A 19,784-nucleotide genomic window follows, 5' to 3' on the forward strand; every position below is an offset into this window, starting at 1 on the left:
CTGCTGACTCTATGCGAATGCGCCTTATGCTGTTGGGCGGCGGGAATGCCCTTGGGCAGGCGTTGATTCGTCTGGGTGCCGAGGAGGACATTGGATTCCTCGCACCGCGTCCACCGCAAGACGGTTGGGATGCGGCAAGCCTGACGCAACTGCTCGATGACACCCGCCCGGATGCCTTGATCAATCTCGCTTACTACTTCGACTGGTTTCAGGCGGAGAGCGTGAGCGCAGAGCGGCTGAACACTCAGGAACGCTCGGTCGAGCGCCTCGCTGAACTGTGCCAGCACCACAACATCGTTCTGGTCCAGCCTTCCAGCTATCGCGTGTTCGATGGCTCGCGGGCCACTGCCTACAGCGAAAAGGACGAACCTGTTCCGCTGGGCTACCGTGGTCAGGCACTGTGGCGCATCGAACAAAGTGTGCGTGCCACCTGTCCGCAACATGTGCTGCTGCGTTTTGGCTGGCTGCTCGACGACAGCGCCGACGGCGTACTCGGGCGCTTTCTGACTCGCGCCGAATCCCCTGACGAACTGCTGATGGCCGATGACCGCCGCGGCAATCCGACACCGGTCGACGATGCCGCACGCGTCATCATCTCCGTGCTCAAACAACTGGATTGCGCCGCGCCGCTGTGGGGCACCTATCACTATGCCGGTCACGAGGCGACCACGCCGCTGGCGTTGGGGCAGGCTATCCTGACGGAGGCTCGTCTGATGCGTCCGTTGGCGGTCGAAGCCCCGACGGCTCAGGCTCATGCGGCGAGTCCCGACGTTGCCGAAGAGCCGCAGAACGCCGTGCTCGCCTGCAAGAAAATCCTTCACACCTTTGGTATCAAGCCTCGCGCATGGCGTGCCGGTTTGCCCAGCCTACTGGACCGCTATTACCGCCATGTCTGATGCTCCTGTCCTGATCACCGGCGGTGCCGGTTTCATTGGTTCCCACCTGGTCGACGCCCTGCTCGCCAAGGGTTACTCGGTGCGCATCCTCGATGACCTGTCCACCGGCAAACGCAGCAACCTGCCGCTGGACAATCCCAGGGTCGAACTGATCGAAGGCGATGTTGCCGATGCTGCCCTGGTGGCGCGCGCTGCAATTGGATGTCAGGCGGTTGCGCATCTGGCGGCTGTGGCTTCGGTACAGGCGTCGGTCGACGATCCGGTAAAGACGCATCAGAGCAATTTCATCGGCACACTGAATGTCTGCGAAGCCATGCGCCAGGCGGGCATCAAGCGTGTGGTGTTTGCGTCGAGCGCTGCGGTCTACGGCAACAATGGCGAAGGCGAAGCAATCACCGAAGACACACCGAAAGCGCCCCTGACGCCTTATGCGTCGGACAAGCTGGCCGGCGAGTACTATTTCGATTTCTACCGTCGCCAGCATGGTCTGGAACCGCTGGTATTTCGTTTTTTCAACATCTTCGGGCCGCGCCAGGATCCGTCATCGCCGTATTCCGGTGTGATCAGCATTTTTGCCGAGCGCGCCGAGAAAGGCCTGCCGATCTCGGNCCTGGTCGATCTTGTTGTGCAGGGTTTCGAACTGCCAGTGGTGGAGGCGGGTGCGGTGAACGTCGGGTTGAACGCGACCACTTCGCTCAATGAACTGCTGGCGGCGTTCGAGCAGGTGGTCGGCAGTCTGCCCCCGGTCACCTATCTGCCTGCGCGATCAGGGGATATCAAGCATTCCCGAGCCAACAATCAACGGCTGCTGGAGCGCTTCAACGTGTCAGAGCCGACACCGCTGAAAGTCGGGCTGGCGCGGTTGTTGGGGCGCTGAATCCCGCAACGCAAAAAGGCACCCTCAAGGTGCCTTTCACGTTTGCGGACAACTGAATTCCAGCAGCAGTCCGGCTTGCCGGCGGTGGGGTTTTCGAAATCGCGAACGCCCGGGAGCCAGATTGCTACAGAGAGCCATCAACCCGGGGTGGTGACGTGCCTCAGAACTTGTAACCAAACCCCACCATGTAAACCCATGGATCGACATCCACGTTGACCTTGGTGCGTCCCACACCCAGCGCCGATGGGCCATCCAGCGACGCTTGAGTGTCGATGTCGACGTACCACACTGCAGCGTTGACCATGACTTTGTCGGTCAGCATGTAGTCCATCCCGACTTGCCCCGCCCAACCCCATGAATTCTTGATGTGCAGGTTGTTCATGCCCTGACCTTTGCGGTCAGTGCTCAGGTTTTCATCGTAGAACCAGGTGTAGTTCACACCCAGACCGGCGTAGGGCTGGAACTTCGAGTTCGCTTCCATCGGGTAGTACTGCAGAGACAGCGTTGGAGGCAACTGTTTGACGTCCGCCAATTTGCCATCAAGGCCGGCGCCCAGGCCCTTGAGGGCGACGGTGTGTTGGAACGGCGTGGAAGCCAGCAGTTCCACCCCAACGTGATCCGTCAGCATATAGGCGAAGGTCAGGCCCAGTTGGGTATCGCTGTCCAGCGTCGCTTTGGTGCCCGGGGCCTTTACACCGTCGAACTTCAGATTGCCGCTGTCTTCGTTGGGCGCGGTAGTGGCCGCCCCCGCGCGAACAATGATGTCACCGGCCTGGTGAGCGTGGGCAATGAGAGGGACGCCGAGTGCGAGCGCAACGAGCGATGCGCCGAGCAGGGACTTGTTCATGGGGGCTCCGTAAAGGCATTGGAAAGGGATGCCTTGATGTTACGGAGTCCATGAAGCGCGGGTTTTGACCTGGCTCAATGAAACGTTGATCAGAACGCACGTAGCGGCACGGCTTGCGGGCGGAGGGGGCCTTGAAATCACCACCGTCGGCAAGCCGTGCTGCTACAAGAATTGTTCGGTGAGTAGTCGCTCACTGGTCCGGCAGCTCATACACCAGAATCTTGTCGGCCTCCATTTGATACCCGGCATCGGCCAGCTCGCTGGTCGATGATTTGACCTGCATTGGCCCCTCGATCCAGTAGGGTTGGTACAGTTCGTCGACCTTCACGCCCAGCTCGCTGGTGACGTGGACGATCTGGTTCGGCGGCGGCGGTGGGACGTGGATGCAGGCGCCGAAGTAAGGCACCAGCAGAAACTCCGTTACCCGGCCTTCTTCGCTGACCTCCAGCGGCACGATATAGCCCGGCAGCCGCACCATCTGGCCATCCAGCGATTTGACCACCGGTGCATGGGGTGCCAGTTGATGTGCCGCAGGGGCTGATTCCACTGAAAGCGCGTCGGCCATTTTCGACAGGTCGTGAATGGGCGCCGTGATCAGCTTCACCGGCGGCGCATCGGGCGGGATCATCTCCTGCCAGGTCAACACGCGCAGGTCCTGCGCCCATATCGGGGTCACGATCAACAATGACAACAGCACCCACAACGCTCGCATCAGAACATCCTCACAAACGAATCGACAGGCCATCGGCCAACGACTGGCGATACGCGCGCCAGGCTGGCACCACGCCCATCAGCAGTGCTGCGCCTAGAATGCCACCCAGCAGCGTCCATTCATAAGCGCTGGGCAGGGACAGCGGCAAGTACAAACCGTAGTTGGCCTGCACGTAACCTTGAGCGGCGGCGATGCCGACGTACAGCAACGCCAGACCGCTGACCGCGCCAGCCAGTGCCAGGGCGAAGGCTTCCAGAATCAACAGACTGGCGATATGCCAAGGCCGAGCGCCGACAGAACGCAGAATGGCCATTTCCCTACGACGCTCGTTCAGGCTGGTGAGAATCGCCGTCAGCATCCCGATCAGGCCCGTCAGCACCACGAACAGAGAGATCACGAACAGGGCTTTCTCGGCAGTGCCCATCAGGCTCCACAGTTCCTGCAACGCCACGCCGGGGAGAATCGCGAGCATCGGTTCGCCGCGGAATTCGTTGATCTCCCGCTGCAGGGCGAAGGTTGAGATCTTGTTGTTCAGCCCAAGCATGAACGCAGTGATCGCGGTAGGTGTGAGGTCCATGTTGCGCGCCTGATCGGCCGTGATCCTTCCAGCGCCTTGAGCGGGAACGCCGTTATGCCAGTCGATGTGAATCGCTTCCATGCCGCCGAGACTGATGTGCAACGTGCGGTCCACCGGCGTGCCGGTGCGCTTGAGAATGCCGACGACGGTAAATGGCTTATCGTCATGTTTGACCAGGCTCACCACCGCCACACCATGGGCCAGCACCAGTTTGTCGCCGAGTTTGTAATGCAGTGCATCGGCCACTTCTGCGCCCAGTACCACCTCGAAAGGGTCGGTGGCAAAGGGGCGGCCATCGGCCATTTCCAGATGCTGCTGGCGGCCGTACTGGTAATGCTCGAAATACGATTCGTTGGTGCCCATCACCCGATAGCCGCGATGGCTGTCGCCCAGGGAAATCGGGATCGCCCATTTCACCTGTCTGCTGTTGGCAAAATGCTCGAAGCTGTGCCAGCGAATGTTGTTGGTGGCGTTGCCGATGCGAAACACCGAGTACAGCAACAGATTCACCGATCCCGAACGCGCACCCACGATAAGGTCGGTGCCGCTGATGGTGCTGGCGAAGCTGGCGCGGGCTTCGGTGCGCACGCGCTCCACCGCCAATAACAGGCAGACCGACAAAGCGATGGCGAAGGCCGTGAGAAAAGCGGTAAAGCGGCGGTTGGCGAGACTGGCCAGCGCCAGGCGAAGAAGATACATCTCAAACCTCGGTGACGACGGCGGCGCGATTGAGTTCGGCCAGCGACAGATGACGGTCGAACAGCGGTGCCAGGCTCTGATCATGGCTGACGAACAACAGGCTGGCGCCCGCCTCGCGGCATTCGGCGAACAACAACTGGAGGAACGCTTCGCGGGCGTCGGCGTCGAGGGCCGACGTGGGTTCGTCAGCGATGACCAGTTCAGGCTGACCGATCAGTGCGCGCGCGGCGGCGACCCGCTGTTGTTGGCCGATGGACAGCGAGTCGGCGCGACGGCCGAGCAATTGCGGATCTTTCAGGCCCAGATGCGCGAGCAACGTCGCGGCGGCCACATCGACGCTGCCATGGCGTTGCGTCGCCCTTTGCGCACGCAGTTTAGAAAAGTGGCAGGGCAACTCGACGTTCTCGCGCACCGACAGAAACGGCAGCAGGTTGAACTGCTGGAAGATATAACCGGTGTGATCGACCCGGAAGCGATCGCGGGCGCCCGCCGACAGTTGCGTCAGTTCCTGGCCAAGCAGACGAATGCTCCCACGGTTGGGTGTCTGTACGCCGCCCAGCAATCCCAGCAACGTTGTTTTGCCGCTGCCGCTTGGGCCTTTGAGAAAAAGCGTTTCGCCAGCTTCCAGACGAAATGCCGGTACATCCAGCAACTCTGGATGGCCCGGCCAGGCAAAGCCGAGATTGGACAGTTCGATAAGTGCTTGAGTCATGGCCTCAGTCGCTTCTCAATAGTGAACGACCGGGAAGTCCCGGTCGCATGTGAAGCCATGTTGGTTAAAACTTGACCACTGGGTTGCTCGGGCGAACTTCCGCGCCCATCTGGCGTTTCGGTGTCACCAGTTGTACCTGAATGGTCTGAGTGGCCGGGAAGCTTTTGAACAGTTGGGTCAGGTCCAGTTTGTTCAGCACTGCCGGGACGTTGCAGGTGAACTGGTAGTGACCGTGGATTTCGCTGTGCTCGTGTTCGTCAGCATCGCCGTCGTCGTCCTTGTCGCCAAACAGCGGGCTTTCCAGCTTCTGTTTGGTCACCGTGCAACCTGCCGCTTCGGGAATGCTGAACAGACCGTGGGGCTTGAGCAACGTTTCGCGTGCCTGCGCCAGGGTCGCCTTGTCTGCATCGGAAGTGGCGGCATGTTCGAAGCCGACGATGTTCATCGCCGGAGTGTCCAATTCCAGCTCCAGCGTACGGCCGTCAAGCGCCATGTCCAGTCGCGCGACGCCGTGCACATGCGCGCCGAGGCTGCCGTGCTCATGATCGTGGTCATGTTCATCGGCAGCGTGAGCGAGAGCAAGGGGCAGTAGCGCGAAGGGCAGGGCGAGAAACAGACGACGCATAGGGGAGGGCTCCGAAGAAGAATGGAAAAGTTGTTATGTGATCTTATAACAAGCAGTCACGCCGTTTATTAACTTTTTTGCCATGGCGCAGCATCAGGTGATTACGTGCAGCGTGGGGAGTCCTGTGGGACCATGCCGCTCAGTCAACCAGAGGACACACATCATGCTGCGAATCCGTGGAACCGTCGGCGATCTGGCCGTGGATCTGACCGTGGAAATGGACGAAAGCGATTGGGCTCGGCTGGGCACGCAACTGGCCGTGCAATTGCAGGAAAGCAAACCCGCAAGCGAGTCAGCGACCAAGCCGGTTGCGAGTCGCAACGACGCGGTCTGGGATATTGCTCAGGACCTGCTGCGCAAGGCTGGGCACATGAGCGGGCCGGACCTGCTCGGGCAACTGGAAGGGCTGGCGGGAAGTACGGCGGCGGGCAAGCGCCTGATGGTGCGCATGCGCCATAGCGCCAACGTGAAGGTTGAGAGCCATGGCGATGCGCCGGAGTATTACTGGGTCGATCAGTAAAGCGCGGCAAACAACTTGCGGCGGTAGGTCGTGACCAGCGGGTGATCGTTGCCCAGCAGGTCGAATACCTGCAGCAAGGTCTTGTGTGGCTGACCTTCGTTGTAGCTGCGATTGCGGATGAACAGCTTGAGCAGACCTTCCAGCGCAGCGTCGTATTGCTGACGGGACAATTGATGAATCGCCAGTTGATGCGCGGCTTCGTCGTCCTGCGGGTTCTGCGCCAGGCGGGTCTTCAGGTCGGCCACATCAGGCAAGGATCTGGCTTCGCCGAGGAAGGTCAGTTGAGCTTTCGCACCGGCCAGCGCGGCCTTGTGATCGTCGCTCTTGACCGCATCCAGCACGGTACGCGCTTCGTTCAGCTCGCCGCGCTCAGCCAGGCAGCGTGCGTATAGAATCAACGCGGCGGCGTTGGTGTTGTCCTCGGCCAGAATGGTCTGCAGCACCGCTTCGGCTTCAGCGAAATGGCTGGCGGCGAACATCTCCTGAGCGGTTTGCAGCGGATCGGCCGCAGCGGGTGGCGGCATCTGCACATGAGGTTCGAGCAGCGCGCGAATTTGCGATTCAGGCTGCGCGCCGGCAAAGCCGTCCACCGGCTGACCATCCTTGAACAGCACCACGGTCGGCAGGCTGCGAATGCCGAAGCGGGCAACGATGTCCTGCTCGGCGTCGCAGTCGACCTTGGCCAGCAGCAACTCGCCCTGATAGCTCTCGGCGATTTGCTGCAGCAGCGGCATCAGCACTTTGCACGGCGCGCACCACTCGGCCCAGAAATCCACCAGCACTGGTTTGTGAAAGGAGTTCTCGATGACCAACTGATCGAAAGTGGCAGTGGTCGCATCGAAGATGTACGGCGTGTCCTGGCTCATCGTAACTCTCGAAAAAAGGCTCAATGGCGCCAACTATAAAGGGCTGGCGGGATTGTCGGAAGCGGGGTGGGGGTATCTGCGCGTAATACGTGTCCTGCGCAGTGGCTTTTGATTCTGGCCGAAGGCCGTAGGAGCAAGCTTGCTCGCGATCTGCCGAGAACCGGCAGTAAAACCGGACAATCTGGCGGCTCAGGCATACCGCATCTGCCGGGATTGCTGCCGGTTCCCGGCAGATCGTCGGCAAGCCGGACTCCCACGGCCTCTGGCCAGAGTCAAAACCGGCGCAATCAGGTCAACGCACCGCGTGATACAGGCTCACGTTGCGAAACTCCCAGGGCTCCGCCAGATCCGGCAAGGTCAGCGCTTCAAGAATCCCCAGTCGCTCATAAGCCGCATGCTGAAAATCCCGCACCCGTGAATCCGCCACCAGCGCCTGTTTGCCGCGACTCAGAAACTGGTCCAGCAACGGCAGGTTAGCGCGGTCGTACAGCACGTCGGCCACCAGAATCAGATCGAAACGGTCGTCTTCGGCGAAGAAGTCCGCCGAGTAATTGAGCGTGACGCCGTTGAGTTCAGCGTTGGCCTTGCACGATGCGATGGCAACGGGATCAAGATCGCATGCCACCACTTCCAGCGCGCCCGCCTTCATCGCGGCGATTCCCGCAACACCCGAGCCCGCGCCAAAATCCAGCACGCGCTTGCCCTCGACCCAATGCCGATGCGCGGCCAGAAAACGTGCCATTGCCAGGCCACTGGCCCAGCAGAAACTCCAGTAGGGTGGTTCCTCGAGGATGCGCCGTGTCTCTTCCGGGCTGAAGGCACGGTCCATATTGTCCGCGTCGATCAGCCATAATTTGAGATTGGTCCCCGGTAGCGGCTCTGCAACCAGTCTGGCGTCGCCCAACAAATCGCTCAGTGCCGCCTGCAGATGGGGCGGGGGTGTCATGGTGCGGTGACGAATTGCAGCTGGCCCAGCGATTGGGTGTCAGGCTTGGCGATCAACACCGACGGCAAATGGAGGATCAACTGCCCCGACTGGCTGGCGCGGCCACGCAGTTCAACGCGCGCGCCTTGCGGAAAGGCTTCCGGGTTGAAGCGCAACTGGAACGGCAGCGACTGGTTGTTCCCCGTCAGCTTGGTGCTGCTCAGCAGTTTTTGCGGGCGATTGCGGTCGTCGATGACCAGCAAGGCCAGTTCCACCTCCGCGCCTGCTGGCACGCCGAGCAGTTGGCCGCTCAATTCGCGCTGATAAGGCAGCAGCGGGCCCGGACCTTCCGGCAGTTTGATCGCATTGGGCGCAGGTTTGGCGGGGGTGGCGGGCTTGGGCGGCTCAGCGGTGCTACAGGCGGCGAGCAGGCCGACCAGGCTGATTACAGCGAGCGAACGTAGCGTCATGAACGGCTCCGGCAGAAACAGAATCGATTGGGATATGCGAGATATGACGCAGTATCGCCGAGGGTGACAGCTTTCGCTGCACCGGATGCGCGTCTATATACCTCAAACCCCAAGACTTGTCTTGCCGGCGGGATGCGCTACCATGGCCCTCCCTTTTTTTGTTGCCTGCCACCATGCACTGTCCCTTTTGCGGTGCCAACGACACCAAAGTCATTGACTCGCGCCTCGTTGCCGAAGGCGATCAGGTTCGCCGCCGTCGTGAATGCGTTGCCTGCGGCGAGCGTTTCACCACTTTCGAAACCGCTGAACTGGTTCTGCCCCGGCTGATCAAGCAGGACGGCAGCCGACAGCCCTTCGATGAAGAGAAGCTGCGGGCCGGCATGCAGCGAGCGCTGGAAAAGCGCCCCGTCAGCGTCGAGCGTCTCGAGGCGGCCCTGGCCCATATCAAAAGCAAACTGCGCGCAACCGGCGAGCGTGAGGTCAAATCCTTGATCGTCGGTGAGCTGGTGATGGGCGAGCTGCAAAAACTCGACGAAGTGGCCTATATCCGCTTTGCTTCGGTGTATCGGCGGTTCCAGGATCTCAACGAGTTCCGCGAAGAAATCGATCGACTGGCCCGCGAGCCGGTTAAAGAGTGAGCATGTCCTCCACAGAGCAAAGCGTGCTCGACGCCTTCTACATGGCGCGAGCGCTGGAACTGGCGCGCAAGGGCGTCTACTCGACGCACCCCAATCCTCGGGTCGGTTGCGTGATCGTGCGCGATGGCGAGGTGGTTGGCGAGGGCTGGCATGTCCGTGCCGGCGAGCCCCACGCCGAAGTCCACGCTTTGCGTCAGGCGGGTGACAAGGCCCGTGGCGCGACCGCCTACGTCACCCTCGAACCTTGCAGCCACCATGGACGCACACCGCCCTGCGCCGAAGCGCTGGTCAATGCCGGTGTTGATCGAGTGGTCGCCGCGATGCAGGACCCCAACCCCGATGTCGCCGGACGCGGCCTGCTGCGTTTGATGAGCGCCGGTATCGCGGTGCAGAGCGGCGTGCTGGAGACCGAGGCTCGGGCCATCAACAAGGGGTTTCTCAAACGCATGGAGCACGGCCTGCCGTATGTGCGGGTCAAGCTGGCGATGAGTCTCGATGGCCGCACGGCCATGGCCAGTGGAGAAAGTCAGTGGATCACCGGCCCCGAAGCGCGCTCGGCGGTGCAGCGTCTGCGTGCCCAATCCAGCGTGGTGCTGACCGGAGCCGACACGGTACTCGCCGACAACGCGCGTCTCACTGTTCGCCCCGATGAGCTGGGCCTGAATGCCGAACTGACGGCGCTGGCCATGACCCGTCCGCCGTTGCGCGTGCTGATCGACGGGCGCCTGCGGGTGCCACTGGACTCGCCGTTTTTCAAGGCGGGCAGTGCGTTGGTCGCGACCTGCGCGGCAGCCTCAGCCCGCGAGCGATATCACGACGAGGGCCATGAAATGCTGGCGCTGGCGAGCAGCGGTGGGCATGTCGATCTGCGCAAGTTGCTGGTCGAACTGGCCGCTCGTGGCGTCAACGACGTGCTGGTCGAAGCCGGTCCCAAACTCGCAGGCGCGTTCACTCGTCTGGGTCTGGTCGATGAGTTCCAGATTTTCATTGCGGGCAAGTTCATGGGCTCGTCAGCCCGGCCATTGCTGGACCTGCCACTGGCGCAAATGAACGAGGCGCTCGAACTGAAGATCGTCGAAATGCGCGCAATCGGAAATGACTGGCGAGTCATCGCAATACCTGCGGCGAGCGCGAGCGTATAATTTTCGGCCATCGTATCTACGCTGGCCCTGTTCTCCCGGAGGACCCATGTTTACCGGCATTATCGAATCCATCGGCAGCATCCGCGCCATTACTCCCAAAGGCGGCGATGTCCGCGTTTATGTAGAGACCGGCAAACTCGACCTTTCCGACGTCAAGCTGGGCGACAGCATCGCCGTCAACGGCGTCTGCCTGACTGCAGTCGAACTGCCCGGTGACGGTTTCTGGGCTGATGTCAGCCGCGAAACCCTGGACGTCACGGCCTTCGTCGATCTGAAAACCGGCAGCCGCGTCAATCTGGAAAAAGCCCTGACGCCGACCACTCGCCTGGGCGGTCATCTGGTCAGCGGCCACGTCGATGGCGTCGGCGAGGTTCTCTCCCGCGAAGAAAACGCCCGTGCGATTCAGTTCCGCATGCGCGCCCCCCGTGAGCTGGCCAAGTACATTTCCCACAAGGGCTCGATCACTGTCGATGGCACAAGCCTGACCGTGAACGCCGTCAACGGCGCCGAGTTCGAGCTGACCATCGTGCCGCACACCCTGGCCGAGACCATCATGGGCGACTACCGCCCGGGTCGTAAGATCAACCTGGAAGTCGATCTGCTGGCGCGTTACCTGGAGCGCTTGCTGCTCGGTGACAAGGCTGCCGACCCGACGCCTGCCCAGGGCGGCACCATCACCGAAAGCTTTCTGGCCGCCAACGGCTACCTCAAATCCTGAATCGAAGGGGGTGCCGCGTGGCGCTCAATAGCATCGAAGAACTGGTTGAAGACATTCGCCAAGGCAAGATGGTCATCCTCATGGATGACGAAGATCGCGAGAACGAAGGCGATCTGATCATGGCCTCCGAGTGCGTCAAGGCCGAGCACATCAACTTCATGGCGCGTTATGCCCGTGGCCTGATCTGCATGCCGATGACCCGCGAGCGCTGCGAAGCCCTGAAGCTGCCGCTGATGGCACCGCGCAACGGTTCGGGGTTTGGCACCAAGTTCACCGTTTCCATCGAAGCTGCAGAAGGCGTGACCACCGGCATTTCCGCCGCTGACCGTGCGCGCACCGTCCAGGCTGCCGCCGCCAAGGACGCCAAGGCCGAAGACATCGTCAGCCCTGGCCACATCTTCCCGTTGATGGCCCAGGCCGGCGGCACCCTGTCTCGCGCTGGCCACACTGAAGCGGCGTGCGATCTGGCGCGAATGGCCGGTTTCGAGCCAACGGGTGTGATCTGCGAAGTGATGAATGATGACGGCACCATGTCCCGTCGTACAGAACTGGAAGCCTTCGCTGCCGAGCACAACATCAAGATCGGCACCATCGCCGACCTGATCCATTACCGGATGATCCACGAACGTACCGTTCAGCGGATAGCCGAGCAGCCGCTGGATAGCGAGTTGGGCCACTTCAATCTGGTCACCTATCGTGATTCGGTCGAAGGTGACGTTCACCTGGCGCTGACCCTGGGCAAGATCTGCGCTGAAGAGCCGACCCTGGTTCGCGTCCACAACATGGACCCGCTGCGCGACCTGCTGATGGTCAAACAGCCCGGTCGCTGGAGCTTGCGCGCCGCCATGAGTGCGGTTGCAGAGGCGGGCAGCGGTGTGGTTCTGCTGCTCGGTCACCCGCTCGATGGCGACGCGGTACTGGCCCATGTGCGTGAAACCGCAGGCGCGGCACCGGTCAAGACACCGACCACTTACAGCACGGTCGGCGCCGGTTCGCAGATCCTTCGCGACCTGGGTGTGCGCAAAATGCGTCTGTTGAGTTCGCCAATGAAGTTCAACGCGATATCCGGTTTCGATCTGGAAGTTGTAGAATACGTGCCCTCCGAATAAAGACCGGCAGGTCATGTACCGTGCAAACCTCGGGTTTTCACGGTTTTTGTCCCTGCGGTCGCCGATTCGTGGCCTAAAATCCCTGCAAGCGCGCCTGATGCGCGCTTGCTTGCTCTTTAATACGAAACACGAGACTCAGCCGAATGACCCTGAAGACCATCGAAGGTACCTTCATCGCCCCCCAAGGTCGCTATGCCCTGGTGGTTGGCCGCTTCAACAGCTTCGTCGTGGAAAGCCTGGTGAGCGGTGCCGTTGATGCCCTGGTTCGCCATGGCGTGAGCGAAAGCGACATCACCATCATCCGCGCGCCGGGTGCTTTCGAAATCCCGCTGGTTGTGCAGAAAGTCGCTCAGCGCAGCGAATTCTCCGCGATCATCGCCCTGGGCGCCGTGATCCGTGGTGGCACTCCGCACTTCGAATACGTGGCGGGCGAATGCACCAAGGGCCTGGCTCAGGTTTCCATGGAGTTCGGCGTTCCGGTCGCCTTCGGCGTGCTGACGGTCGATTCCATCGAGCAAGCCATCGAACGTTCCGGCACCAAAGCCGGTAACAAAGGTGCCGAAGCTGCCCTGTCCGCTATCGAGATGGTCAGCCTGTTGGCGCAGTTGGAGGCCAAGTGATTAACGACGAAAGCGATCAGTTCAATCCGCGCGAACCTCGCCCGGCCGACGCTGGCAAACCATCGAAGAGTGAAAAGCGCCGTGCTGCGCGCAAGCTTGCGATGCAGGCGCTCTACCAATGGCACATGGCCAAGCAGTCGCTGAACGAGATCGAAGCCCAGTTCCGTGTCGACAACGACTTCAGCGATGTCGACGCCGCCTACTTCCGTGAAATCCTGCATGGGGTTCCTGCGAAGAAGGCTGAGATCGATGTCGCGCTGACGCCATGCCTGGACATCACCATCGACGAGCTGGACCCGGTTGAACTGGCCGTATTGCGCCTGTCCACCTGGGAGTTTCTGGAGCGCATCGATGTGCCGTATCGCGTGGTAATCAACGAAGGCATCGAGCTGGCTAAAGTCTACGGTTCGACCGACGGCCACAAGTTCGTCAACGGTGTTCTCGACAAGCTGGCTCCGCGTCTGCGCGAAGTCGAAGTCAAGGCCCACAAGCGCTGAGGCGTCTGGATTTCTCCAGAACCTTGAGCTGTCCAGAACATTGGAAACGTGCGACGCCATGGGCGAGTTCGAGCTGATCCGCAACTACTTCGCCGCTGCGCCATGTGCGCAGCCTGGCGAAGGTGTCGCGTTGGGGATCGGCGACGACTGCGCCCTGTTGTCGGTAGACGCCGGCGAGCAATTGGCGATTTCTACCGACACGCTGGTCGCCGGGGTGCATTTTCCCGACGGCTGCGATCCTTTTCTGTTGGGCCAGCGAGCCCTGGGCGTCTCTGCCAGCGATCTGGCGGCGATGGGCGCCAAACCCCTTGCACTCACCCTTGCCCTGACCTTGCCGGACGTGTCCGCCGACTGGCTGCAGGCGTTCGCCCGTGGTTTGAACGCAATGGCCCAAGGCTGCTCGATGCGCCTGATCGGCGGCGATACCACTCGCGGACCGCTGAGCCTCACCGTCACGGTGTTCGGTTCGGTGCCGGCGGGGCAGGCACTGAAGCGCAGCGGCGCACGCCCGGGTGATTTGCTGTGCGTAGGCGGTCCACTCGGTGACGGCGCGGGCGCCCTACCGCTGGTGTTGAACCAGCGCAGCACCGAGGCGTCTACCACACAGGCTCTGCTGGCGCGCTACTGGTCGCCGCAACCGCAGCTCGAGCTGGGCATGGCGTTGCGCGGCAAGGCTACGGCGGCGCTGGATATCTCTGACGGGCTGCTTGCCGACTGTGGACATATCGCGGTGGCATCAGGTGTACGGTTGCTGGTCGAGCGTGACAAAGTGCCGATGTCTGACGCGCTGCGGGCGTTCTTCGATCCTGAAGCGGCGCTGAATGCCGCGCTCAGTGGTGGAGACGACTACAGACTGGCGTTCACACTGCCGGCATCATTGCTGGCCGATCTGGTCTGCGCTGGCTGGCCGGTCTTCGTGATCGGTCAGGTGGTCGAGGGGCAGGGCGTAGCGCTTATCGATGAATATGGACAGGACGTCACTCCGTTGACTCGGGGTTATCAACATTTTCGGGAGACACGGTGACAGACCATCCTAATCAGGTCCCGGCGGAAAACGTTCCGCCGTCGGTATGGACCAACCCCTGGCATTTCCTGGCCTTCGGCTTCGGTTCCGGCACCTTGCCCAAGGCGCCCGGCACGTGGGGTTCCATGGTCCCCGTGCCGTTCATTCCACTGTGGCAAATGCTGCCGGATTGGGGCTACTGGCTGATGCTGGGGCTGACCATGCTGTTCGGCTTCTGGCTGTGCGGCAAGGTGGCGGACGATCTGCGCGTGCACGACCATGAAGGCATTGTCTGGGACGAAATGGTCGGCATGTGGATCACTTTGTGGCTGGTTCCCGAAGGCTGGGTCTGGCTGCTGGTGGGGTTCCTGGTGTTTCGCTTCTTCGACATTCTCAAACCGTGGCCCATTCACTGGATCGACAAGCACGTTCACGGCGGCGTCGGCATCATGCTGGACGATGTTCTGGCGGGGGTTTTTGCGTGGGTGGCGATGCAGGGGCTAGTCTGGGTGTGGGGAGTGATATAGGAAACCTCTCATGGGCCGCATTGGGATGAAATGTCTCCCTGGCGTGGTGATCTTGTTGGGGTGCTGGATGGCGAGCGTCGCAGTCGCCGCCGACGTGCCCGCAGACAAGCCCGACGACATCGTGCTGGTGAGCGAGCAGTGGATCGCCTACACCAAAGCGAACGGCACCGGCCTGGGTTGGGACTTGATGCGCGAGGTGTTCGAGCCCGCCGGTATCAAGGTTGCCTTGCGAACCGAACCTTACACGCGGGCTGTCGGTCTGGTGCAACGTGGCGAGGCCGATGCCTGGGTGGGCGCTTACCAGGATGAGGTCGAGGGCACGCTCTATCCCAAATGGCACTACGACACCGACGAGATCTATGCGCTGGGCCTGGCCTCCAAGCCGGCTCCGACGTTGAAGACCCTGGGCAATTACCGTCTGGCCTGGGTACGCGGTTACGAGTATCAGCACTACCTTCCCAACGTGCTGCATTTCAATGAAGTCGCCAGACGCGATCACATTCTGTCGATGCTCGATCACGCCCGCGCTGATCTGTACATCGATGCCAGGCCCGAAGTGGACTTCATCCTTGGGCAGACCAAGGAACCGCAACGTTTTCGTATGACGTATCTGACCGCGATCCCGCTGTTTCTGAGCTTTGCCGACAATGCCCGAGGACATTTCCTGCGTGATCTGTTCGATCAGCGCATGGCTCAACTGGTGCGCTCCGGCAAGCTGCGGCCGATTTTCGCTCGCTGGAAACAACCTTATCCGTTCAATGCAGATGAAAGTACGGGCAAGACCGGGGCCATTCAATGATCAAGCTTCCTGATCTGAATGGCCGACAATTCAGCCTAAGCGCCTGCGGGAACCTGCTGTTACAATGCTGCCTTGCTAATCTCCAGCCCTCATACTGATCAGGAGCACACGGTGCCCGTCGTATTTGTCGCGGCTTCCAAGCTGCCTACCCCTTTTGCCACCTTCAAAATGAACGGCTTTCTCGAGCAGGAAACTGGTCGCGAGCACGTAGTCCTTACCCTTGGCGATGTATCGGATGGCGCCCCTGTTCTCGGTCGTGTGCATTCCGAGTGTCTGACTGGCGATGCCTTGTTCAGCCAGCGTTGCGATTGCGGCTCTCAGCTCGAAGCTGCGTTGCGTGCCATTGCTGCCGAAGGCCGGGGTGTTCTGTTGTACTTGCGTCAGGAAGGACGCGGCATCGGTTTGATGAACAAGATCCGTGCCTATGAATTGCAGGATGGCGGTGCTGATACCGTCGAAGCGAACGAACGTCTGGGGTTCGCCGCTGACCAGCGCGATTACGCCATTTGCTCGCCGATGCTCGAGCATCTGGGCATCAAGTCGCTGCGTCTTATGACCAACAACCCGCGCAAGGTCAAAGCCTTGACCGACATGGGTATCACCGTTGCCGAGCGCGTGCCGCTGCACACCGGCCACAACCCGCACAACAAGCTGTACCTGGCGACCAAAGCGGGCAAACTCGGCCACATGATGGGCAACGAGCATCAGAGCGAGGTCGATCCGGCGTGACACGCGGCAACGTGCGCCGTCGTCTGGCGCTGGCGTGGTGGCGGCAACTGGCATTGACGCTGGGGCCGCTGGTGGTGGTCTGCGTGTTTTTCGGCGGCGACACGGCGAGCACTCCGTCAGTGTTCGCCATGCCACTGTTCATCGCAGGCATCGCCTCAATGTTCCTCAGCCTCAAGCCATTCGGCGTCTACATGCGATCTTTGATCACTACCCAGAAAGCGCTCGATAGCCCTGAAGAGCCCACTGCCTGGCTACGCCTTGCAGCTGATCGACGCATGGCATTCCTGTATGCCGGTCTCCCTGCATGGATCGCTGCGCTGGCCGTGTTCGCCGATCTGGAAGCCGTTGCACTGGCTTTGCTGGCGCTGTCCAGCGTCGTTCTCCTTTACCTCTATCGCATTCCACGCCAGTTAGCCTGATGCGTCTGCTCATCGCCTCTGTGCTGTTGCTGATGGCCGGGCAGAGTCTTGGTGCCGAGCGCGTGATCAGCCTTGCGCCTTCGCTGACTGAAATCGTCGTTGAGCTCGATGCCGCGGACCTGCTGGTCGGCGTGCTCGATGGTGGACAGCGTCCGGCTCAGGTCGCGGCAGTGCCGACGGTTGGGCATTACGGGCAGCTGGAAATGGAGCGGTTGCTGAGTTTGCAGCCCGATCTTTTGTTGCTCTGGCCGGGCAGTGTCAGCGTTGCCCAGCGCGATCAGTTGCGCCGCATGAACATCCCGACGTTCACGGCCGAGCCGCATTCGCTGTACCAACTGGCAGATCAGATCGAGCAGATTGGTGAACGTCTGGGGCGTGGCGAGCGCGGGCGCCAGGTCGCGGGAGATTTTCGTCAGCGCTTGACCGAGTTGCGCCAGCGCTATCACCGCGACGTGCCGATGAGCGTGTTCTATCAGGTGTGGGACCAGCCGCTATATACGGTGGGTGGCGGACAGATCATCAGTGACGCGTTGAGCGTTTGTGGCGCACGTAATGTGTTTGCCGATCTCAGTCAGCCAGCGCCGCAGGTGAGTCTGGAAGCGGTTTTACAGCGCGATCCTGAGTTGATCCTGGCGAGCGATGCCCGGTTGTTGAAGGCCTGGAACAACTGGCGGCAGCTAAAGGCCGTCAAAACGCAGCATCTGTTGGCGGTGCCAGACAAAGGCCTGGAGCGGGCCAGTGGGCAGATGCTGGAGGCGGTGGCGAAGTTGTGTGAAATCCTTTCGCCAAACCGCTGATATCGACTGTAGGAGCGAGCTTGCCCGCGATTTCGGTTCACCCGTTGGCGCATTCGTCGCAGACCCACCACCATCGCGGGCAAGCGCGTTCCTACAGGTGAACAGTCACAGTTCCGGCGTCCAAGTCACGCCGAACATCCAGGTCCGGCCTTCTTCGCGATACCCGTAATTGCTGCCGTCATAGCTGTACAGCGTGCGGCTGTAGTGCTTGTCCAGCGCATTGTCCAGCTTGAACTCCGGCCTCACTTCGTCACTGGCCTTCCAGCTGCTGCGCAACCCGAACAGCGGGTAACCGCCGATGCGCTGGGTGTTGGCTTCGTCGTTGTAGCTGTCGCTGACCGCTTGCCAGCTGGCGCCGATGCCAAGGCGATCAAACTGACGATCAAGATCAAGATTCATCGTACGGCGCGCCCGGCGATTGAGCGTGTGGCCGGTGTCGCGGTCTCGAGGGTCGATGATCGAAGCGCCGAGTTTGCCGGTCCAGCCGAACAGTCGCTGCTCAAGCGACGCTTCCAGGCCGTTGATTCGCGCTGATCCAATGTTCTGCGGGGTGAAATCCGCGTCTAGCGCAATCGCGTCTTTCAGATCGGTGCGATACAGCGACGCTTCAAGTTTGCTAGTGTCGCTCAGCCGACTGCGCCATTGCACTTCGTAGCTCTTGGAGTGCTCGGCCTTGAGATTCGGGTTGCTGAACCCCGGGTAATACAGATCATTGAACGTGGGCGCGCGAAAGCCTTCGCTGTAGGAAAGCAGCACATCGTTAGCTTCGTTGAGTGGCACTGTCAGCGTGCCGCTCCAGGTGTTCTGGCTGCCGAACTGCTGGTTGTCGTCGTGGCGCAGCCCCAGTTCGGTGGAAAACCCTTTGCCCTTGTAACGATGCTGAATGAACGCGGCCCGGTTCCAGCGGCTGTCTTCGTCGAATGGCGTGCTGCTGTTGACCCGGTCTTCGTACCAATCGCCGCCCAGCATCAAGCTGTTGCGATCATTGAGGGTCAGGTCGTTCTGCCAGTTCACCGAATCTCGGTAGGTGTTGAACACGTAGCGGTCGTCGCTGAGCTTGTCGAAGGTCTTCTCGCGGTTTTCGCTGTGGCCGAGTTCAAGGCGGGTTTTCCAGCGGTCGTTGATTCGCGCATCCAGGTAGGTGCCGAGCGTGCTCAGTTCGAAATCACTGTATTGCTGCTGGCCGACGCTGTTGAACGTGACGGGGTCGAACAGACCGAACGGGTTGTCGAATTCGGTTTTGCCCTTGTTATCCAGCGCGTTGAAGCCGATTTCCACATCGTCGGTCAGCCAATGGCTGAGGTTCACGCTGTAGGACTTGTTGCGATAGGCATCGTGGTCTGCATCGCTGGAGAAGGAAGGTCCAGTGCGGTCGATGCCGGCGGTTTCGTCGAGGCTGGTGCTGAGATTGAAGTGGGTCTGCTCATCGCCACCGGATACACCCAGGCTCTGCTGCCAGGTGTCACGGTTGCCAAACCCGCTGTGCAGTCGCGCCTGGAGGCCCTGATCGGCGCCGCGCCGGGTGAATATCTGAATGACCCCGCCGATGGCGTCCGCCCCATAGATCACCGAGCGCGAACCACGCAGGACTTCCACACGCTCGATCTGGTCGACGTTGAGGTACTGCAAGGCGCTGTCGGCGGAAGTGGCGTTGGCGATGCGCTGCCCGTCGACCAACACAAGACTTTGCGCCGCTTTGGTCCCGCGAATGTAGATCCCCGGCAGACTGCCCCGTCCGCCGGTTGGTGAAACCTGAACGCCCGGCACGCGATTGAGCAGGTCGGTCACGTTGCTGGGTTGCAGGCGCTCGATGTCGTCGCGGGTGAACACGGTGTTGGCGGCCGTACTGGCGTCGCGCGGCTCAACCTGACGGTTGGCACTGATGACCACATCGGACAGTTTCAGGGCCTGTTCCCGATCAGGCAGATCGGCGAAGGCTTGGGTGACGGGTAGCAGCGAGAGGGCAAAGACGAGGCGGTGCAGGTTCATGTTCGTTCGTTTCAGTGATCGTTCCCACGCTGCGCGTGGTAACGCTGCCCCGGGCGCTCTGCGTCCAGCGC

At 61.1% G+C, this 19,784-nt stretch carries 24 protein-coding genes and 1 pseudogene; 16 read left to right on the forward strand and 9 right to left on the reverse strand.

Going from position 1 to position 19,784, the window contains the following annotated elements; genetic code table 11:
• Positions 1-11: 11 nt before the first annotated feature.
• The 3 genes and pseudogenes from D3M70_RS06135 to D3M70_RS32745 all read left to right on the forward strand — a co-directional run.
• The gene (locus tag D3M70_RS06135; protein ID WP_120124981.1) at positions 12-896 is read left to right on the forward strand and encodes a sugar nucleotide-binding protein; all 885 of its coding nucleotides are present in this window, start codon (positions 12-14) and stop codon (positions 894-896) included.
• A partial coding sequence (locus D3M70_RS06140) for an NAD-dependent epimerase/dehydratase family protein (RefSeq protein ID WP_256659732.1) occupies positions 889-1,504 on the forward strand: 616 nt, incomplete at its 3' end. The genes D3M70_RS06135 and D3M70_RS06140, both read left to right, overlap by 8 nt.
• Position 1,505: 1 nt before the next feature.
• Positions 1,506-1,773, forward strand: a pseudogene (locus D3M70_RS32745) (NAD-dependent dehydratase); the annotation flags it as partial.
• Positions 1,774-1,933: 160 nt separating this feature from the next.
• On the opposite strand, the gene D3M70_RS06145 reads toward D3M70_RS32745, so the two are convergent.
• From D3M70_RS06145 to D3M70_RS06165, 5 genes are all read right to left on the reverse strand, one after another.
• Complete coding sequence (locus tag D3M70_RS06145) at positions 1,934-2,620, reverse strand: OmpW family protein (RefSeq protein WP_120124983.1); 687 nt, start codon at positions 2,618-2,620, stop codon at positions 1,934-1,936.
• A gap of 190 nt (positions 2,621-2,810) precedes the next feature.
• On the reverse strand, positions 2,811-3,332 hold the full coding sequence (locus D3M70_RS06150) for a DUF3299 domain-containing protein (RefSeq protein WP_165869746.1): 522 nt from the start codon (positions 3,330-3,332) through the stop codon (positions 2,811-2,813).
• Between the two features lie 10 nt (positions 3,333-3,342).
• A complete protein-coding gene (locus D3M70_RS06155) occupies positions 3,343-4,608 on the reverse strand; it encodes an ABC transporter permease (protein ID WP_120124984.1) in 1,266 nt (421 codons plus the stop codon).
• A 1-nt stretch (position 4,609) separates the two neighbouring features.
• Positions 4,610-5,320, reverse strand: coding sequence for an ABC transporter ATP-binding protein (locus tag D3M70_RS06160; protein WP_120124985.1), 711 nt, complete (start codon positions 5,318-5,320; stop codon positions 4,610-4,612).
• A 64-nt stretch (positions 5,321-5,384) separates the two neighbouring features.
• Positions 5,385-5,945 carry a DUF2796 domain-containing protein gene (locus tag D3M70_RS06165; RefSeq protein WP_120124986.1) on the reverse strand — a complete coding sequence of 187 codons (561 nt, stop codon included), beginning with the start codon at positions 5,943-5,945 and terminating at the stop codon, positions 5,385-5,387.
• A 163-nt stretch (positions 5,946-6,108) separates the two neighbouring features.
• On the opposite strand from D3M70_RS06165, the gene D3M70_RS06170 reads away from it, so the two are divergent.
• A complete protein-coding gene (locus D3M70_RS06170; protein ID WP_120124987.1) occupies positions 6,109-6,465 on the forward strand; it encodes a hypothetical protein in 357 nt (118 codons plus the stop codon).
• Here the strand turns inward: D3M70_RS06170 and trxA are convergent.
• The 3 genes from trxA to D3M70_RS06185 form a co-directional block, all read right to left on the reverse strand.
• Positions 6,459-7,331, reverse strand: a complete 873-nt coding sequence (gene trxA / locus D3M70_RS06175) for a thioredoxin (protein WP_120124988.1) — start codon at positions 7,329-7,331, stop codon at positions 6,459-6,461. The genes D3M70_RS06170 and trxA overlap by 7 nt on opposite strands.
• Positions 7,332-7,623: 292 nt before the next feature.
• The gene (locus D3M70_RS06180) at positions 7,624-8,277 is read right to left on the reverse strand and encodes a methyltransferase (RefSeq protein WP_120124989.1); all 654 of its coding nucleotides are present in this window, start codon (positions 8,275-8,277) and stop codon (positions 7,624-7,626) included.
• Positions 8,274-8,726 carry a YbaY family lipoprotein gene (locus tag D3M70_RS06185; protein ID WP_120124990.1) on the reverse strand — a complete coding sequence of 151 codons (453 nt, stop codon included), beginning with the start codon at positions 8,724-8,726 and terminating at the stop codon, positions 8,274-8,276. The genes D3M70_RS06180 and D3M70_RS06185 overlap by 4 nt, the downstream gene beginning before the upstream one ends.
• Positions 8,727-8,899: 173 nt before the next feature.
• Here D3M70_RS06185 and nrdR point away from each other — a divergent pair, with 173 nt between their 5' ends.
• The 12 genes from nrdR to D3M70_RS06245 all read left to right on the forward strand — a co-directional run bounded on the left by nrdR (position 8,900) and on the right by D3M70_RS06245 (position 17,724).
• A complete protein-coding gene (gene nrdR, locus D3M70_RS06190; protein ID WP_165869747.1) occupies positions 8,900-9,364 on the forward strand; it encodes a transcriptional regulator NrdR in 465 nt (154 codons plus the stop codon).
• Positions 9,365-9,366: 2 nt separating this feature from the next.
• Complete coding sequence (gene ribD / locus D3M70_RS06195) at positions 9,367-10,506, forward strand: bifunctional diaminohydroxyphosphoribosylaminopyrimidine deaminase/5-amino-6-(5-phosphoribosylamino)uracil reductase RibD (RefSeq protein WP_165869748.1); 1,140 nt, start codon at positions 9,367-9,369, stop codon at positions 10,504-10,506.
• 46 nt (positions 10,507-10,552) lie between these two features.
• Positions 10,553-11,224: a riboflavin synthase gene (locus D3M70_RS06200; RefSeq protein ID WP_062384719.1), complete on the forward strand. Its 672-nt coding sequence runs from the start codon at positions 10,553-10,555 to the stop codon at positions 11,222-11,224.
• Positions 11,225-11,241: 17 nt separating this feature from the next.
• Positions 11,242-12,333, forward strand: a complete 1,092-nt coding sequence (gene ribBA, locus D3M70_RS06205; RefSeq protein ID WP_120124992.1) for a bifunctional 3,4-dihydroxy-2-butanone-4-phosphate synthase/GTP cyclohydrolase II — start codon at positions 11,242-11,244, stop codon at positions 12,331-12,333.
• Positions 12,334-12,476: 143 nt separating this feature from the next.
• Entirely contained in the window at positions 12,477-12,953 is a 477-nt protein-coding gene (gene ribE / locus D3M70_RS06210) for a 6,7-dimethyl-8-ribityllumazine synthase (RefSeq protein WP_074756916.1), read from the forward strand.
• Complete coding sequence (gene nusB, locus D3M70_RS06215; protein WP_120124993.1) at positions 12,950-13,450, forward strand: transcription antitermination factor NusB; 501 nt, start codon at positions 12,950-12,952, stop codon at positions 13,448-13,450. Before ribE ends, nusB begins: the two co-directional genes overlap by 4 nt.
• Positions 13,451-13,508: 58 nt before the next feature.
• Positions 13,509-14,474 (forward strand): thiamine-phosphate kinase, encoded by a 966-nt coding sequence (thiL, locus tag D3M70_RS06220; protein WP_120124994.1) that lies wholly within the window; start codon positions 13,509-13,511, stop codon positions 14,472-14,474.
• The gene (locus tag D3M70_RS06225) at positions 14,471-14,980 is read left to right on the forward strand and encodes a phosphatidylglycerophosphatase A (RefSeq protein ID WP_120124995.1); all 510 of its coding nucleotides are present in this window, start codon (positions 14,471-14,473) and stop codon (positions 14,978-14,980) included. Before thiL ends, D3M70_RS06225 begins: the two co-directional genes overlap by 4 nt.
• A gap of 67 nt (positions 14,981-15,047) precedes the next feature.
• Complete coding sequence (locus D3M70_RS06230; protein ID WP_120125050.1) at positions 15,048-15,779, forward strand: ABC transporter substrate-binding protein; 732 nt, start codon at positions 15,048-15,050, stop codon at positions 15,777-15,779.
• 111 nt (positions 15,780-15,890) lie between these two features.
• Positions 15,891-16,508, forward strand: coding sequence for a GTP cyclohydrolase II (gene ribA / locus D3M70_RS06235; RefSeq protein WP_120124996.1), 618 nt, complete (start codon positions 15,891-15,893; stop codon positions 16,506-16,508).
• Positions 16,505-16,927: an MFS transporter gene (locus D3M70_RS06240; protein WP_120125051.1), complete on the forward strand. Its 423-nt coding sequence runs from the start codon at positions 16,505-16,507 to the stop codon at positions 16,925-16,927. Before ribA ends, D3M70_RS06240 begins: the two co-directional genes overlap by 4 nt.
• A complete protein-coding gene (locus D3M70_RS06245; RefSeq protein ID WP_177418368.1) occupies positions 16,927-17,724 on the forward strand; it encodes a cobalamin-binding protein in 798 nt (265 codons plus the stop codon). The genes D3M70_RS06240 and D3M70_RS06245 overlap by 1 nt, the downstream gene beginning before the upstream one ends.
• 105 nt (positions 17,725-17,829) lie before the next feature.
• On the opposite strand, the gene D3M70_RS06250 is transcribed toward D3M70_RS06245, so the two are convergent.
• Positions 17,830-19,713 (reverse strand): TonB-dependent receptor domain-containing protein, encoded by a 1,884-nt coding sequence (locus D3M70_RS06250; protein ID WP_120124997.1) that lies wholly within the window; start codon positions 19,711-19,713, stop codon positions 17,830-17,832.
• Positions 19,714-19,784 lie beyond the last annotated feature (71 nt).

It is taken from the genome of Pseudomonas sp. LS-2, from assembly GCF_003605735.1.
In the GTDB taxonomy this organism is placed as follows: domain Bacteria; phylum Pseudomonadota; class Gammaproteobacteria; order Pseudomonadales; family Pseudomonadaceae; genus Aquipseudomonas.

What these genes read in the sequence shown, in the direction of transcription:
- D3M70_RS06200 (WP_062384719.1), top strand. Translation starts at nt 10,553, where the DNA reads ATGTTTACCGGCATTATCGAATCCATCGGCAGCATCCGCGCCATTACT.
- D3M70_RS06165 (WP_120124986.1), bottom strand. Translation starts at nt 5,945, where the DNA reads ATGCGTCGTCTGTTTCTCGCCCTGCCCTTCGCGCTACTGCCCCTTGCT.
- D3M70_RS06170 (WP_120124987.1), top strand. Translation starts at nt 6,109, where the DNA reads ATGCTGCGAATCCGTGGAACCGTCGGCGATCTGGCCGTGGATCTGACC.
- nrdR (WP_165869747.1), top strand. Translation starts at nt 8,900, where the DNA reads ATGCACTGTCCCTTTTGCGGTGCCAACGACACCAAAGTCATTGACTCG.
- D3M70_RS06250 (WP_120124997.1), bottom strand. Translation starts at nt 19,713, where the DNA reads ATGAACCTGCACCGCCTCGTCTTTGCCCTCTCGCTGCTACCCGTCACC.
- D3M70_RS06145 (WP_120124983.1), bottom strand. Translation starts at nt 2,620, where the DNA reads ATGAACAAGTCCCTGCTCGGCGCATCGCTCGTTGCGCTCGCACTCGGC.
- D3M70_RS06135 (WP_120124981.1), top strand. Translation starts at nt 12, where the DNA reads ATGCGAATGCGCCTTATGCTGTTGGGCGGCGGGAATGCCCTTGGGCAG.
- ribD (WP_165869748.1), top strand. Translation starts at nt 9,367, where the DNA reads ATGTCCTCCACAGAGCAAAGCGTGCTCGACGCCTTCTACATGGCGCGA.
- D3M70_RS06160 (WP_120124985.1), bottom strand. Translation starts at nt 5,320, where the DNA reads ATGACTCAAGCACTTATCGAACTGTCCAATCTCGGCTTTGCCTGGCCG.
- D3M70_RS06230 (WP_120125050.1), top strand. Translation starts at nt 15,048, where the DNA reads ATGGCGAGCGTCGCAGTCGCCGCCGACGTGCCCGCAGACAAGCCCGAC.
- D3M70_RS06150 (WP_165869746.1), bottom strand. Translation starts at nt 3,332, where the DNA reads ATGCGAGCGTTGTGGGTGCTGTTGTCATTGTTGATCGTGACCCCGATA.
- D3M70_RS06155 (WP_120124984.1), bottom strand. Translation starts at nt 4,608, where the DNA reads ATGTATCTTCTTCGCCTGGCGCTGGCCAGTCTCGCCAACCGCCGCTTT.
- trxA (WP_120124988.1), bottom strand. Translation starts at nt 7,331, where the DNA reads ATGAGCCAGGACACGCCGTACATCTTCGATGCGACCACTGCCACTTTC.
- thiL (WP_120124994.1), top strand. Translation starts at nt 13,509, where the DNA reads ATGGGCGAGTTCGAGCTGATCCGCAACTACTTCGCCGCTGCGCCATGT.
- D3M70_RS06180 (WP_120124989.1), bottom strand. Translation starts at nt 8,277, where the DNA reads ATGACACCCCCGCCCCATCTGCAGGCGGCACTGAGCGATTTGTTGGGC.
- ribE (WP_074756916.1), top strand. Translation starts at nt 12,477, where the DNA reads ATGACCCTGAAGACCATCGAAGGTACCTTCATCGCCCCCCAAGGTCGC.
- D3M70_RS06185 (WP_120124990.1), bottom strand. Translation starts at nt 8,726, where the DNA reads ATGACGCTACGTTCGCTCGCTGTAATCAGCCTGGTCGGCCTGCTCGCC.
- D3M70_RS06245 (WP_177418368.1), top strand. Translation starts at nt 16,927, where the DNA reads ATGCGTCTGCTCATCGCCTCTGTGCTGTTGCTGATGGCCGGGCAGAGT.